We start from the raw sequence: 13385 nt of genomic DNA on the forward strand, positions 1-13385 counted from the left end.
TACGTGCTTCAAACGACTCGCCAAACCCACCACCTGAAATGTGCCCTCAAGGCTGATTACGAGGTGAAGGTAAGGTTGTTGATGTCGATCCAGCCCATGTGATGTCCGCCGAGTTCGCAGAGAGCCCAGAGGCGGTTGTCGTTCCATGTGGTCTCGTACACGTAGATTATGACCTGATACGGGAAGCGTGCGACAACAGGTGAATCGGCGACGGCTGCGGAGTGGGCCTGCACGTCATCGACGGCGGTCACCGCACCGTGCTGCCAGCTGAGGTCGCAGTCGTCGGTCTGAGGAGCAGTGGGGATGTCCTCCTCGGAAATCCACGACACGGTGTATCCCCAATGATCACCGGCGAGGCCGGTGCGATTCACCGTGAGATCCCAGACGTGTCCGTCACTGACGGTGAAACAGAGGTCCTGGATGTCGTCACCAGGATTCGCATGACCCACGAGTGCCGAGTAGACAAAGGGGGTCTCGTGCATCCAGGTGCCGTACTTGTTGACCGTGGTTCCGTAAATGCTGGCGGATGCACTGGGGGCGATGACGAGTGTCGCGGCGAGCACGACTCCGAGGACGGCTGCTGCGAAGGTCGCCTTACGTCCGCGTCGTCGAAACATGTTCGTCCTCCATTGTTGTTTCTCTTCTGTCCGGCAGGTACATCCGGCGGAATGAACTCAGTTGTCACTGGGAATGGAGAAATAATGTGGAGCGGAGGCCACGGTCGCCGCACTGCCTTTTGCGCTGTGCGGCTCAGGTCGCCCATGGAGATCCAGGGCGCTGTGCCGCTCCAGTGGTCGCTGCCGAGACGGGTCTCCGCTGTAGTCACCGAAGGCGCTTTTTGCCCCCCGTGATCGGAACATGCTTGTCCTTCGGTGGTGAGCTTGAGGGCGGTCAGACGCCGAGGACCGCGCGGCAGGCGGCCATGAGGATGCCCTCGGTGCTGTCGGGGGTGGCCGGCGAGGTGCCCGGCGGGGAGAACCGCAGTGGGGCGGGCAGGTCGTAGGAGCAGGCTGCCGTGCCGACCCCGGCGATGGTCGAGTCGCCGCTCCACCAGGTGTTCCAGCCGGCCTCGTAACCATAGTTGCGGTCCAGGCCTGCCCAGGAGACCTCGTCGCTCGGGACGTAGCAGTTGACCTCGTTCGCGTAAGACATGATCCACAGCGGTGCCACGCCCATCCCGCGAATGCCGATGTCGTAACCGCTGAGCACCTCGTTGGCGAGCGCCAGTACGGTGAGGCCGCCGAGTCGCCAGCACTGGATGGGCATCGGCACGGACTTCAGCACCGTGCCGTCGTCGATCTGGGAGATGATCAGCTGAGCGTGCCGGCGCGCGGCACCGTCCGGCCCCGTGTCGTCGGGTTTGATGTTGTCCACCCGGTACTGGTATTTGGCACGCAAGGCCGCGACCGCCGCCGGATCCGTCATGTCCACGGTGAAGGGCAGCTGGATCTCGGTGAGCGAGGTGGTGACGGGTCCGGTGACCGGCTGGAAGCTGCCGTTGCGTACGACGTCGAGCACCGCGTCGGCCAGCACGGTCCCGTTGTTCTGCACATCGGCGTCGCCGCTCATGGTGATCGGATTGAGGTCCCCCGCGGTGCCTTGGAAAAAGAGCGCGGGCACGCCGAGCGCGTTCTCGATCGCCTCCGAAGCGAATCCCGGATGGTCGCTGTCATACACGGTGTCGTTGTTGCGGGACACCGGATGGCAGGCATGGCCGAACAGCACCGCGAAGGGGTTTCCGTCGCTCTGCCGCCGGGCCAGCAGCACCGACACCCTGGGCAACACGTAGGGCAGGTCATCCCGGTTCTTGGCGAAGGCCGCGTCTCCTTCGGCGTAATTCAGCGTCACCGGCGTGGCGGCCGCCTGTCGTGTCTGCCGGACGAGGTCGACCAGTGCGTCCACGTACAGGTCCGTGTAGTCGTTGATCACCTTGACCTCGTCGGGCCCCACCCCGAGCAACACCACCGGGTTCGGCCGGTCGCCGATGATCGGACCGGAGTGGGTGTGGCTGGAGGCCATGAGGAAGTCGGAGCTGGCGTCGACCAGCCCCGCGCTGACCACCCCGTCGCGAACGCGCTGATGCACGCTCCGGGGGATGCTGACGATGTCGATCCGCAGCAGCACGTTCGGCGAGCCGTTGTCGTAGATCACGGCGCAGTGCGCGCGCAGCGACCGTGCCACCTGGTGGTCGTTGTTGGCGCGCAACCACCAGCCATAGCCGCCCATCCAGGGATTGCTGTCCGGCGTGACGTCGAGCGTGCCGACGCTCATGGCCAGGCCGGTGCTGCTGTCCTGCGGCGCGTTCGGGTCTTGGACAGCCTGCGCGGACCGGGTCGTCGCCTCGGCTGGTTGGGTGGTCGCGATCAAGACGGTGGCGCCCGCCAAGCCGCGGAGCATTGTTCTGCGGTCGATTCGTGTCACGAACCGACCGTAGGCAGCGGACGGTGCGCGGTCTTGGACAAATGCGAACCGCTGATTCACGTCACGTCCCCTGGGCCGCACGACCGGGGACCGACAGCGCCCGGACCCCGGTCGGGGTGATCCCCGCCAGTGAGCGCACATCCCGGGAAAGATGCGCCTGGTCGGTGAATCCGCACTCCTGGGCGATCCGCGCCAGCGGCATCCGCTGGGCGCCCTGGAGCAACGCGAGGGCGTGCTCGAAGCGCAGGATGCGCGCCGCGAACTTTGGCGAGCAACCTACCTCGCGGAGGAACCGTTGTTCGAGAGCCCTTGTGGTGATGCCCAGATGCTCGGCGACCCGCGCGATCGGTATCCGGCCACGGCTGTGGCGCAGGAGGTTCCACGCCTCCACCCCGGTATGCCGTGCGGACAGTTCGGCGACTCCGGTGCTCCGCAGGAACACATCCAGGAGGCCGAACCGGGCAGCCCAGTCGGGGGCGTCGGCGAGTTGTTCGACCAGCTGCCTTACCGTCCGCGGCAGCAGGAGGTCCGAGAGCTCGATCTGACGGTCGTTGATCGTGTGCAGGTCGAGGCGGAACAACGCACGGGCGGCCGGCGGGGTCAGGCCGACCGCCACCCCGCTGTGGCGCCCGACCTGGTCGAACTCCTGCGCGCGGCGCTGCAGCCCGCTGACCGGGACTCTGACCTGCGGGGAATCGCGAGCCCCTGCCGCGACCCGGCGTGGCGCCTCGATATCGAACAGAACCGTGAGGTAGCCGCGGGGGAACAGGCGCCGCCGCACCGGCCTGGCGGTGACCGTCCGGTAACCGAAGTATCCAGCCACGCCCAGGCGCAGGGCAGGATGCGGCTTGGCGTGCACCACGGTCGGGGTGTCCAGCTCCGTGACATACCGCTGCGCCACGAGGTCCCAGCCGTTCACCGTCACCCGTTCCTTCATGCCTCGTCCGTACGCCCGAAAGCCGGTCTGTGGAGGCCTCGGGCACGCGGCCACGGCACCCTGGAGTGCGGCACCTCCCGCGCCGGTCGCCACCAGGACGGCGACGGCCAGGTCGTCGCGCTCAGGGAGCCCGATCACTTTTTTTGGCTGTGGCGGCGGTGGCCGGCCGCCGGACGGCCCGCTCGAATTCGGCACGCGATCCGGACCGGATCTTCACCACCGCGACGAGCGCCTCGGTCATGCGGTTCCGCTCGGGTACTGCTCCAAGAAGACGTTGCGCGCACGGGGCCGCCGGCCGGGATGCGGGACTGGACCGGCCGGGTAGCCGATCGTCACCAGCACCGCGATCGCGAGGTCGTCGCGGTCGCCGAGGCCGATCACTTTCTTGACCTTGGCCGGGTCCCAGCCGTTCATCGGCGCCGAGGCCAGGCCCATGCTCGCCGCGGCGAGCATGACGTAGGTCGCGGAGATCATCGCGTTCTTGACGGCGTTCTCGCGCACCAGTCCTCGGTCGGCCAGATCGCGGAATTCGGCTCGGGAGGCGAACATGGCCGCGAACTCCGCGTTCCAGGCACCGGCATCCGCCGCCCGCTCCGCGACGTCGGCGTGGTCCTCCCGCCATGCCTCGGGCTCGGCGACGAACACCAGGCACACCGGAGCCTCCGCCGGCTGCGGCTGCCCGCCCGCCGCCCACGACAGGCCCTCGCGCCCCGCCTCGCCGGTGACGACGACGATCGAGCGATCCTGCATGTTCCACGCGCTCGGCGCCTCGACGGCCAGGTCGAGCAGTTCCTCCAGCAGTGCGGCGGGGACGGGGTCCGGCCGGTAGTGGCGGACCGTGCGCCGGGCTCGGATCGCGTCAGGGACTGAAAGTCGTGGTGAACTCATGGATCTCACTATCGGAGAGTGACAACCGAATAGGAAGTAGGCACCTTTTGGTGCGCTACGATCCATCCGTGAGTGTTTATGTCGAGTCCAGCGGCCTGCCCGCGGACGTCTACTCGGCCAAGTGCCCCACGCGCGAGGTCCTCGACCACATCGCCGGCAAGTGGACGGTGCTGATCGTCGACGCCCTCGCCGACGGCACCCTGCGCTACACCGCGCTGCTCCGCCGCATCGACGGCATCTCCCAGAAAATGCTGACTCAGACGCTGCGGCAGCTCGAAGCGGACGGGTTCGTGACCCGCACTGTCCACCCGACCGTGCCACCGCAGGTCGAATACGCCCTCACCCCGCTCGGGCACAGCCTGCGGACCCCGATCGCCGCGTTGCGGGAATGGGTGGAGGCCCACATCAACGACATCGAACGCGCCCGCCGCGCCCGCTGAACCCCGCCTCGTCATCGCACCGGGCCCGAGCACCGAGCCAGCAGCCCGGCCAGCCGGACGAGGTCGCCAGAGTGCACGTCGACGTGCGGGCTGAACCGCAGCAGCGGGCCGGTCATGTGCTGCGGGGCGCGTTCCGGCCCGGCGACCGAGCAGACCACGCCGTGGCGCAGCAGCCGGGCCCGCACCTCGACCGGATCGACGTGTTCGTCCGGACGCAGCGCCACGATCGCCCCTGGCGCCGACGCCGGGTCACCCGCCGACCATCCGGCGACGTCCGCCAGCGCGGCGCGCATCGCGCGGCCCACGCCGTCGAGCCGGTGCATGATCCGCTCCGGGCCGAGTTCGTGGAACTCCCGCAGAGCCACCGCCAAACCCGCCCGGCCGGCGACGAACGCCTCCCGGCTCTCCAACCGCCGCACCGGACGCGGCTCCCCCGGCCACGCCCGCGCCGCCAGCGCCGGAGCCCGTGGCACCAGCTTGGCCTGCCACGGATCCGCCACCGCCAGGTAGCCGACACCGCGTGGCCCGCACAGGAATTTCCGCCCCGTCCCGTAGGCGGCCGCCGCGCCCGCGGGCAACGGGAATTGCCCCAGCGCCTGCGCGGTGTCCAGCACCACCGGCACCTCGTACGGCGCACACGCCGCGACGCACTCGGCGACCGGCTGCAACACCGCCCGATGCGACAACGCCGCGGTCACGTGCACCAGCGCCGGACGCTCCCGCCGCAGCCGCGCCCGCAGCGCGTCGACGTCGAGGACACCGCGGGAATCGACCTCCAGGAGCTCCACCCGCAGACCCCGGTCGGCCAGCGCCGCCAGGCTCGGCCCCCAATCCGAGCGCGGCGCCCACACGACCGCACCAGCCTCCACCGGCCAGGCCGCCAGCAACTGCGCCAGCGCCGTCGACGCGCTCTCCGTGAAAGCCACGTCGTCCGCAGCGAAACCGAGCAAAGCCCCCAGCCGATCACGCGCCTCGCTCAACTCCTCGGCAATGTCCGCCTCGGCGACATACCCGCCTCGACGCGCCTCTGCCGCCTGGTGCCGGGCGATCCGGGCGCGGACCGCACGGCTGGTGCGCCCGCACGCCGCTGTGTCCACGTGCAGGCCCGTCGTCCGCGGCCGCCGCGCGGCCCACGCCCGTCCGAGAGCCGCATCCGGGATTTCCAGCCCCTGGGCCGAGGTCTCACCAGGCATTCGCTCTCCTTCTTGTCGCCAACGCGGCGGTTCGCATCGATTCCGCTCGACCCCTGAAGTGGTTCCGCTCAGCCAAGCCGGGCCAGCTCCGCGGGGCTGAGGGAAATCGCGGCCGCCGCCGCGGACGCGCGAGCCGTCTCGGGACGGCTCGCGCCGGGGATCGGGATCATCCGCGGCGAGCGTTCGAGCAGCCAGGCGAGGCCGATCTGCTGCGGGCTCACCCCGCGAGCCCGTGCGATCTCGTGGAACGCGGCGAACGCCGGATCGGGGGTGGACAGAGGAGACGAGCCGTCGAGTGAGCTGCGGGCCAGCCCGCCGAGCGGGCTCCAGGGCAGGAACGCCAGTCCGAGAGAGGCGCAGAGCCGCAGTTCGGGTTCGGCGTCGCGCACCGCGGGTGAGTACTGGTTCTGAACCGAGACCAGCCGATCCCCCAGCAGCGCGTGCGCCTCCCGGATCCGGTCGCAGTCCACATTGGACACGCCGGCGGCGCGGATCTTGCCGGCCTCGAGCAGCTCGGCCAGTGCGCCGACCGATTCCGCCCACAGCACCCTCGGGTCCGGCTTGTGCAGCTGGTAGAGGTCTATCGCCTCGACATCCAGGCGGCGCAACGACGCGTCGCAGGCCCGTTTCAGGTGCGCGGGCGAGGCGTCGACCGTCCACGAACCGTCCCCCGGGCGGCCGCGGCCGCCCTTGGTGGCGATCACGATCCCGGTTGTGCGGCCGCGCAAGGCCGCCGCGATCAGTTCCTCGTTGTGGCCGATTTCGCCGCGGTGCCAGTGGTAGGAGTCGGCCGTGTCGATCAGCGTGACGCCAGCGTCGACCGCCGCGCGGATCGTGGCGATCGCGCGGTCGCGGTCCGGGCGGTTCTCGATGGACAGGGGCATGGCGCCGAGGCCGACGGCGCCGACCTCGAAGGGGCCCAGCGCGCGGGTGATCACGCCGCCTCCAGGGCTTCGCCGATGGCCGCGGGCAGCCAGTCGCCGGTGTGGGAAAAGGAAAAGCCCAGCGCCTCGGCCCGGTCGTTGGCCATCCCGTAGTAGCGGGCGAACGCGAACGGCGACTCGCCCTCGCCCACCTCGAAAATCGGCGGGGCGCCGGTCTGCGCGCCGATCCGGTCGCACAGCTCGGTGACGTCGAACTCGCCGTGCGAGCGGGCGTTGACTGGGCCGGTGAATGTCGCCTCCGCGGCCCAGCGCAGGAAACGGGCGAGCTCGGCGTGGTGGATGAACGAGGACCGGTGGTTGCGGGACCGGACCGGCACCGGGCGCCGGTGCCGCACGGCGTCGGCGTAGTACCGGAGCCGACCGGTGAAATCGGCACCGCCCAGCACGTGCCCCGCGCGGACCGCCACGAACGCGAATGGCGCCGTCGTCGCGAACACCGCCTCGGCCTGGCGCTTGCCTTCGGCGTAGTGGGCCTCGAGGTAGCCCGGCGTCGCCCACGGCAGCTCCGGCCGCGTCAGCTGGCGCAGCGGGTCGACCGCGGATTCCGGCAGCGGCGCGTCCGCGTCGTGCTCGTCGTAGACCTCGATCGTCGAGGTGAGGACGTACCGGGCGATGTGGCCGCGGAACGCCGCCACCGCCGCCGCGGCCTGGACCGGGGTGTAGCAGACCTGATCCACCACCACGTCGAAGGACTCGTTGCCCAGCGCCCCGGCCAGGCCCGCCCGATCGGTCGCCACCTGCCGGACCCCCGGCGGAGCCGGGACCGATCCCCGGTTCACCACCGTGACCTCCGCACCCGCGTCACGAAGGTCCAGCACCAGCCGACGGCCGAAGTAGCGGTTGCCGCCGATGACACAGATTTTGCGCATGCGGATACGATCGCCGACCTCGGCGGTAAGCAGAAGTGATCACTTGCTTAATGGGCTGTTAGGAACACTGATGATCGACGTCCAGCGCTTGCGCGTGCTTCAGGAGGTCGCACGGCACGGCAGCTTCAGCAAGGCCGCCGCCGCGCTGCGGTTCACCCCGTCCGCGGTGTCGCAGCAGATCGCCGCCTTGGAACGGTCGGTGGGTACCGAAGTCGTCCACCGCGGCCCCCGCGGCGTCCGCCTCACCAAGGCTGGCCTGCTGCTGGCCGAGACCGCCGAAACCGTGCTCGCCGAGCTCCGCGCCACCCGGGCCCGGCTGGCCGAACTCGCCGGGGGCAGCCGGACGCTGACCGTCGCCACGTTCACCACCGGTGGCCGCCGGCTGCTGCCCGCCGCCCTCACTGCGCTGACCGCGGCCCATCCCGACGTCGAGCCGGTCATCCTGGAACGGGAACCCGAGGACAGCATCCCCCTGATCCGGGCAGGCGAGGCCGACCTCGCCCTGGTCTACCGGTTCGACCGGGCCCTGCCGCTGCGCCCCGGCGACCGGGACCGGCTCGACTGGACCCCGCTGCACGCGGACCCGATGTCGCTCGTCGTGCACCGCGACCACCCCTTCGCCGGCCGCGACGGCGTCGATCTGACCGAGGCCGCGGGGGAACGCTGGGTCCTCGGCTGCACCAAGACCACCGAGTTCCTGCACCGCCACGCCGCCGAAGCCGGCTTCGAGCTGCACGTCTCGGGCAGCAGTACCGACTACTACTTCGCCCAGGCCATGGTCCGCGCCCACGTCGGCGTCTCCCTGATCCCCGAGCTCGCGCTCGACCCCGATCCCGACCTGACCGCCATCCCCATCCACCCCCCGCGCCCGACCCGCCACCTCGGCATCGTCACCCGCCACCACCCCAGCCCCGAAGCCGCCGCCCTCCGGACGGCGCTGCTGAAACAGGTGTGACCGGCCGTCGGCAACTCGAGCTCAAGCCCGTCACGGTGGTCTGCTGGCGAGGTGCGCGTCCGGGTCGCCCCGGCTGAGCCAGACGTTGGACCGAGCGGCAAGGAGCATGGATGGGTGCGGAAAACACCCTGTGACCACACTGACCGCGCGGGCAACTTCAGCGTACGAGAGTTAATGTGACGGCATACTCTTGATCGCGACCACAAGAGCGACGACAGATATGACCATTGCGGCCACGGCGACCACCAAAAAGAGTCCTCTGTAGTCGCGTGTTGGAAAGGGCCTGCCGGAGGTTCGCCGAAGCGGAGATGTCCGTTGCTATCGATGCAGTATCGCGCACACCCTGCTCAGCTTGAGCTGCGAGTAGTTCCATCATTTCCTCGACCAGACTTTTCCTGGCAGCCGTCTCGCGACGCTGCTCTGGAATCGCACGCAGGTCTGCATTGAAGTTCGGGACATTTCGTGACCGTAGCCTGCGGTTGCTTGAGCAAGATCAGTCGCGACCGCGCTTGCATCACGTCGATCCCGCATCAGGTACCGATCGAGCACCTTGACCTCTTCGACAGGTTCGCCATGCTTTCGTCACCTCGTAGGTGAGTCTCCATTGTGAATCAGCATCGGCGGAACCATTCCAGTGACTCATGTCGGCGCGACGGAATGCGGCGAGCATCCGATGGCCTCCGCCTGCGCTCTGGGCTGTTGATCCATATCGAGCTTCCACGAGCGAGGACAAGCCGAGCACCGGGAATAGCATTCCCCCGTCGGCGCTGAACCCGCCAGGGAAGTTACGAGTGAACCACCGGAGGCATTTTTTCTCAATCCTTTCGCTAGCACTGAGACGCTTGGCCATGGCGCCCGCTGGGCGTTCTGAGTGCCGCTCGCCCGTCCACACTGGACCGCGGTAGTGGTGTCCCAGACTTATTGTGCGTCGTGTGGTCCGCACCAGGCGGTCATCGGCACCTGACCGATCGCCAATCCCTCGGAGTCGAGAAGACGTCCCATCCGCTTGGCGGTGTGCACGCTCACTTGACGCTCCAGAACGGACCCCGCTGGGTGGCGGCGCGCGAGCCAGCCCTCCAGTGCTTGGAAGTCGTCCAGTGAGCGAGCCCAGACCTGCAACAGCAGGTTGCAGTCGCCGGTGACGGCCGCACACAGCCGGGTTTCCGGCAACGCGGCCAGGTCGCGAGCCACCGTGTCCAGATGGTCGGCCGGAACCCGGATGCGGTATGTGCCGGTGACGTGCCATCCCGCGTGTCGTTGGGCAATGTCGCAGCGGAAGTACAGTTCGCCATTGGCAAGCATGCGTGTCAATCTGCGACGCACCGCTGTCTCGCTGAGGCACTGATCCCGCGCGAGGTCGGCGCAACTGCGTCGGGCGTCGGCTCCCAGCGCCAGGGTGAGCATTCGATCGGTTTCGTGGTTGGTGCGGTGCCTGTGGCGCTTTACCGCTGACGGGCAGGCTCCGAGGCGCGAACGTTGCTCGGCGTCCAGTGCACGGACCAGCCATCCGCTGCCTTCTCGATAGATCCGGGTCCCCACGCTGAGGCGTACAGCGCGCACGCCCGTGAGCGTGCCGAGCCTGCGCGTCGCGAACGAACCCAGGGCCGCCAGATCCCTGGCCGCGACCCCCAGAAAGAGCTGGTGTCCTCCTGTGGTCTGCTCGACGCTGAACACGTAGGGCCAGCGACACAGGCGTTCAGTGAGGTCGTCGAGAGCGTCCGGTCGGACGGACACGTCCAGGTATCCGATGGTCGCCGCCGGGCCTGCCGGGTAAGCGGTCAACCAGGCCAGTCCACGTCCTGCTAGTCGGTGCCACCGCCGTGCCGTCGTGGTCGCATCGAGCCCGACAGCGGCCCCGATCCGTGTCCACGGCGCGCGCGGCTGAAGTTGGAGTGCCTCGACCAGCGCGAGGTCTACCTCGCTGAGATCGGCGGAATCCTGCGCGGCTGCCGGGCGCATGCCGGAATCCGGCGATCGGACTGATTCCCGTGACATAGCGAGCATTGTGACCGGACTGGGTGCCGGTGCGCCATAAGCAGAAGGGAGCGTGTGGTGCGGAAAACGACGCGGATCACCGTGGCACTGCTTTTCGTCGCGTGGACCATCGACTACGTGGACCGGCAGGTCATCAACCTGGCGCTGCCGTCGATCGGCGAGACCTTCGGTCTTTCGCACGGCGAACGCGGCTTGATCATCTCGGCGTTTTTCGCCGCGTATGCGCTTTTTCAGATCCCCGGCGGGATCCTGTCCGACCGGTTCGGGGGCGTCCGGATCGCGTGCCTCGCGGTGATGCTGTGGTCAGGGTTCACCGGCCTGACCGCCGCTGCGTGGTCATTCGGCGCGCTCCTGGCAGTACGCTGCTTCTTCGGTGCCGCGCAAGGCATGTTCCCGGGAGCGGCGCTGAACACGTTGGGCGCGCGGAGCGCGCCGGCCGAGCGCAACACCGCGAATGGCTGGGTGCAGAGTTCCAACGCCGTCGGAACTCTTCTCGCAGGTCTGCTGGCCTCGGCATTGCTGTCGTCGTGGGACTGGCGGGCCATGTTCGCCGCGGTCTCTGTCCTGGGTCTCGTGGCCCTGGTCGCGATCCGGCGCTGGATGCCTCCGCCGCTGCCAGAAGTGCAGACCGGCGCAGTGCGAAAGGCGCGCGGCGCCACGTCGACGCTGTTGCGTTCGCCGGTGATGTGGGGATTTGCGCTGATGTTCTTCGCCTACGACGTCGTTGTCTGGGGACTGAACTCGTGGTCCGCGTCGTACCTGGTGGAGCGCTACCGCGTGCCGATCAGCCAAGCCGGGCTCGCCGCGATCGGCCCGACGGTCGCGGCCGCGGTCTGCGCGATCGTCGGGGGCCGCCTGTCGGACCGGTTCCGAGGCAGGCCGCGTCGTATCATCGTCCCCGCGATGACGGCCGTAGCGGCGCTGCTCTTCCTGCTGCCGAGACTGCCTTCGGCCACGCTGTTCGTCGTCTGCGGCACGGCACTCAGCGCCGCCGCCGGGCTGTGCTACATCCCCTGCTTTTCGGTTCCGCTGCGCAGCCTTCCAGCGAATCTCAACGGCGTGGCCGCGGGGCTGATCCTCTTCGGCGGGCAGCTGTCAGGAATCATCACCCCGGCCGTCGTCGGTTACGTCGTCGACCGTTACTCCTACACTGCCGCGCTCACGATGCTGATAGTCGGCCCGGTGCTGGCCATCCTCGCCGTGTTGTGCGTACCGCAGACGACCAAGTCTTTCCTCGCCCGCTTCAGCACCGTCACGAGACTCCCGGAGCACACCGATGGACATGCAGACGCACCACGGCCTTGAGAAAGATTTGTCCGCGCACCTTCCGCACTGGCAGGAGGTCTACCGGGACATGCACGCCCACCCGGAGGTCGCGTTCAACGAATACCGCACTGCCGGCCTCGTGGCCCGCGAGCTGCGCGCGATGGGCGGCTGGGACGTCGTCGAGGGCGTTGGCGGCACTGGAGTCGTCGGCATTCTGCGCAGCGGCCCCGGCCCAGTAGTCCTGCTTCGAGCCGACATGGACGCGCTTCCGGTACAAGAGCACACCGGCCTCCCCTACGCGTCCACACAGCCCGGGCTCATGCATGCCTGCGGTCACGACATGCATGTGGCCTGCCTGCTCGGCGCCTGCCGACAACTCGCTCGAAACCCCGAGGCTTGGGGCGGCACCGTCGTGGCCGTTTTCCAGCCAGCGGAGGAAACAGGCAAAGGAGCGCGGGCGATGCTCGACGACGGCCTGCTGGACCGCTTCCCACGTCCCGACGTCTGTCTTGGCCAGCACGTCGGCCCGCTTCCCGCCGGAGTGGTCGTATCGCGCGAGGGAACTTTGATGGCCGCCGCCGACAGCTTGCGCGTGACGTTGCACGGCGCGGGCGGACATGCCTCGACACCGCACATGGCTGTGCACCCGGTCGTGCTCGCTGCCGCAGTGGTGATGCGCCTGCAAACCTTCACCGCGCAACAGGCCCCGCTGTCCCCGGCCACGGGACTTACCGTGGGCGCGCTGCGCTCAGGGACGGCCGCCAACATCATCCCCGACGACGCCGAACTGGTGCTGAGCCTCCGCACGTTCAGCGACCGCGCTCGTGCGGAGGCTTTGGCGACCATCGAGCAGATCGTCCATGCCGAGGCCACCGCGTCCAACGCGCCGAAGGCGCCGGAAATCGAGTTGTACGATCCGTTTCCGCTCACGATTAACACGCCTGGCGTGACCGCGCAGGTGCTGGAGGCCATTGCCGCGACCGGCGCTACAACGCATACGCTGCCGATGCCGCTGGCCGCCAGCGAGGACTTTGGCCAGTTCGCGGCCGCCGCCGGCTGCCCGTCCGTCTTCTGGCATTTCGGCGGTACTGATCCAGCGCGATTCAGTCCGGCCGATACCGAACTGCTGAAGCAGGAGAGACTCCCAGCGAACCTTCCGTCCAACCATTCGCCACGCTACGCCCCGTCACCTGAGCTGGCCGTGCCCGCGGGAATTCGCTTCCTCCTGGCGGCCGCCGCAGCGTGGTTCTAACAGCTTGATCTCATGCCGGGGACAGAAGTCGCACGCGACGTCGTGCCGGGATCGCGGACCCGGGGACGCCCCAGGGCCATCTCGCGGGACACGTCGACACGGAACGACAAGCAATCACGGGACCCCCTGAGCCTTGAACTTGGTCTTCGCAAGTGCGGTCCTGCAAGGTCCTGCTGCCCACTCTCCTCGGCTCCGTCGGCCACGCGCCCGGTCACTCAGGACCTC

At 68.7% G+C, this 13385-nt stretch carries 12 protein-coding genes; 4 read left to right on the plus strand and 8 right to left on the minus strand.

The window, feature by feature from the left end:
• Window positions 1-56 precede the first annotated feature (56 nt).
• The 4 genes from ATK30_RS00720 to ATK30_RS00735 all read right to left on the minus strand — a co-directional run bounded on the left by ATK30_RS00720 (window position 57) and on the right by ATK30_RS00735 (window position 4246).
• Window positions 57-617: a hypothetical protein gene (locus ATK30_RS00720; RefSeq protein ID WP_101433788.1), complete on the minus strand. Its 561-nt coding sequence runs from the start codon at window positions 615-617 to the stop codon at window positions 57-59.
• A 274-nt stretch (window positions 618-891) separates the two neighbouring features.
• The gene (locus ATK30_RS00725; protein ID WP_143271327.1) at window positions 892-2421 is read right to left on the minus strand and encodes a hypothetical protein; all 1530 of its coding nucleotides are present in this window, start codon (window positions 2419-2421) and stop codon (window positions 892-894) included.
• Window positions 2422-2482: 61 nt separating this feature from the next.
• Window positions 2483-3358 (minus strand): AraC family transcriptional regulator, encoded by an 876-nt coding sequence (locus ATK30_RS00730; protein WP_101433790.1) that lies wholly within the window; start codon window positions 3356-3358, stop codon window positions 2483-2485.
• Between the two features lie 237 nt (window positions 3359-3595).
• Window positions 3596-4246 (minus strand): nitroreductase family protein, encoded by a 651-nt coding sequence (locus ATK30_RS00735; protein ID WP_101433791.1) that lies wholly within the window; start codon window positions 4244-4246, stop codon window positions 3596-3598.
• Window positions 4247-4314: 68 nt separating this feature from the next.
• Here ATK30_RS00735 and ATK30_RS00740 point away from each other — a divergent pair, with 68 nt between their 5' ends.
• A complete protein-coding gene (locus ATK30_RS00740) occupies window positions 4315-4686 on the plus strand; it encodes a winged helix-turn-helix transcriptional regulator (RefSeq protein ID WP_101433961.1) in 372 nt (123 codons plus the stop codon).
• Between the two features lie 11 nt (window positions 4687-4697).
• On the opposite strand, the gene ATK30_RS00745 is transcribed toward ATK30_RS00740, so the two are convergent.
• The 3 genes from ATK30_RS00745 to ATK30_RS00755 all read right to left on the minus strand — a co-directional run bounded on the left by ATK30_RS00745 (window position 4698) and on the right by ATK30_RS00755 (window position 7692).
• The gene (locus tag ATK30_RS00745) at window positions 4698-5879 is read right to left on the minus strand and encodes an aminotransferase class V-fold PLP-dependent enzyme (protein WP_101433792.1); all 1182 of its coding nucleotides are present in this window, start codon (window positions 5877-5879) and stop codon (window positions 4698-4700) included.
• 68 nt (window positions 5880-5947) lie between these two features.
• Window positions 5948-6817, minus strand: coding sequence for an aldo/keto reductase (locus tag ATK30_RS00750; protein ID WP_101433793.1), 870 nt, complete (start codon window positions 6815-6817; stop codon window positions 5948-5950).
• The gene (locus ATK30_RS00755) at window positions 6814-7692 is read right to left on the minus strand and encodes a Rossmann-fold NAD(P)-binding domain-containing protein (RefSeq protein ID WP_101433794.1); all 879 of its coding nucleotides are present in this window, start codon (window positions 7690-7692) and stop codon (window positions 6814-6816) included. The genes ATK30_RS00750 and ATK30_RS00755 overlap by 4 nt, the downstream gene beginning before the upstream one ends.
• A 70-nt stretch (window positions 7693-7762) precedes the next feature.
• On the opposite strand from ATK30_RS00755, the gene ATK30_RS00760 reads away from it, so the two are divergent.
• On the plus strand, window positions 7763-8647 hold the full coding sequence (locus ATK30_RS00760) for a LysR family transcriptional regulator (RefSeq protein WP_101433795.1): 885 nt from the start codon (window positions 7763-7765) through the stop codon (window positions 8645-8647).
• A gap of 918 nt (window positions 8648-9565) precedes the next feature.
• Here ATK30_RS00760 and ATK30_RS00765 read toward each other — a convergent pair.
• Window positions 9566-10606 carry an Lrp/AsnC family transcriptional regulator gene (locus tag ATK30_RS00765; RefSeq protein ID WP_101433796.1) on the minus strand — a complete coding sequence of 347 codons (1041 nt, stop codon included), beginning with the start codon at window positions 10604-10606 and terminating at the stop codon, window positions 9566-9568.
• Window positions 10607-10699: 93 nt separating this feature from the next.
• Between ATK30_RS00765 and ATK30_RS00770 the strand changes: the two genes are divergently transcribed.
• Window positions 10700-11947, plus strand: coding sequence for an MFS transporter (locus ATK30_RS00770; protein WP_101433962.1), 1248 nt, complete (start codon window positions 10700-10702; stop codon window positions 11945-11947).
• Window positions 11919-13160, plus strand: coding sequence for an amidohydrolase (locus tag ATK30_RS00775; RefSeq protein ID WP_101433797.1), 1242 nt, complete (start codon window positions 11919-11921; stop codon window positions 13158-13160). The genes ATK30_RS00770 and ATK30_RS00775 overlap by 29 nt, the downstream gene beginning before the upstream one ends.
• Window positions 13161-13385 lie beyond the last annotated feature (225 nt).

Source organism: Amycolatopsis echigonensis, from assembly GCF_002846615.1.
Taxonomy (GTDB): Bacteria; Actinomycetota; Actinomycetes; order Mycobacteriales; family Pseudonocardiaceae; genus Amycolatopsis; species Amycolatopsis echigonensis.

Excerpts from the sequence above, each read along its gene's own strand:
- ATK30_RS00720 (WP_101433788.1), bottom strand. The coding sequence starts at position 617 with ATGTTTCGACGACGCGGACGTAAGGCGACCTTCGCAGCAGCCGTCCTC.
- ATK30_RS00730 (WP_101433790.1), bottom strand. The coding sequence starts at position 3,358 with ATGAAGGAACGGGTGACGGTGAACGGCTGGGACCTCGTGGCGCAGCGG.
- ATK30_RS00735 (WP_101433791.1), bottom strand. The coding sequence starts at position 4,246 with ATGAGTTCACCACGACTTTCAGTCCCTGACGCGATCCGAGCCCGGCGC.
- ATK30_RS00745 (WP_101433792.1), bottom strand. The coding sequence starts at position 5,879 with ATGCCTGGTGAGACCTCGGCCCAGGGGCTGGAAATCCCGGATGCGGCT.
- ATK30_RS00755 (WP_101433794.1), bottom strand. The coding sequence starts at position 7,692 with ATGCGCAAAATCTGTGTCATCGGCGGCAACCGCTACTTCGGCCGTCGG.
- ATK30_RS00760 (WP_101433795.1), top strand. The coding sequence starts at position 7,763 with ATGATCGACGTCCAGCGCTTGCGCGTGCTTCAGGAGGTCGCACGGCAC.
- ATK30_RS00765 (WP_101433796.1), bottom strand. The coding sequence starts at position 10,606 with ATGCGCCCGGCAGCCGCGCAGGATTCCGCCGATCTCAGCGAGGTAGAC.
- ATK30_RS00775 (WP_101433797.1), top strand. The coding sequence starts at position 11,919 with ATGGACATGCAGACGCACCACGGCCTTGAGAAAGATTTGTCCGCGCAC.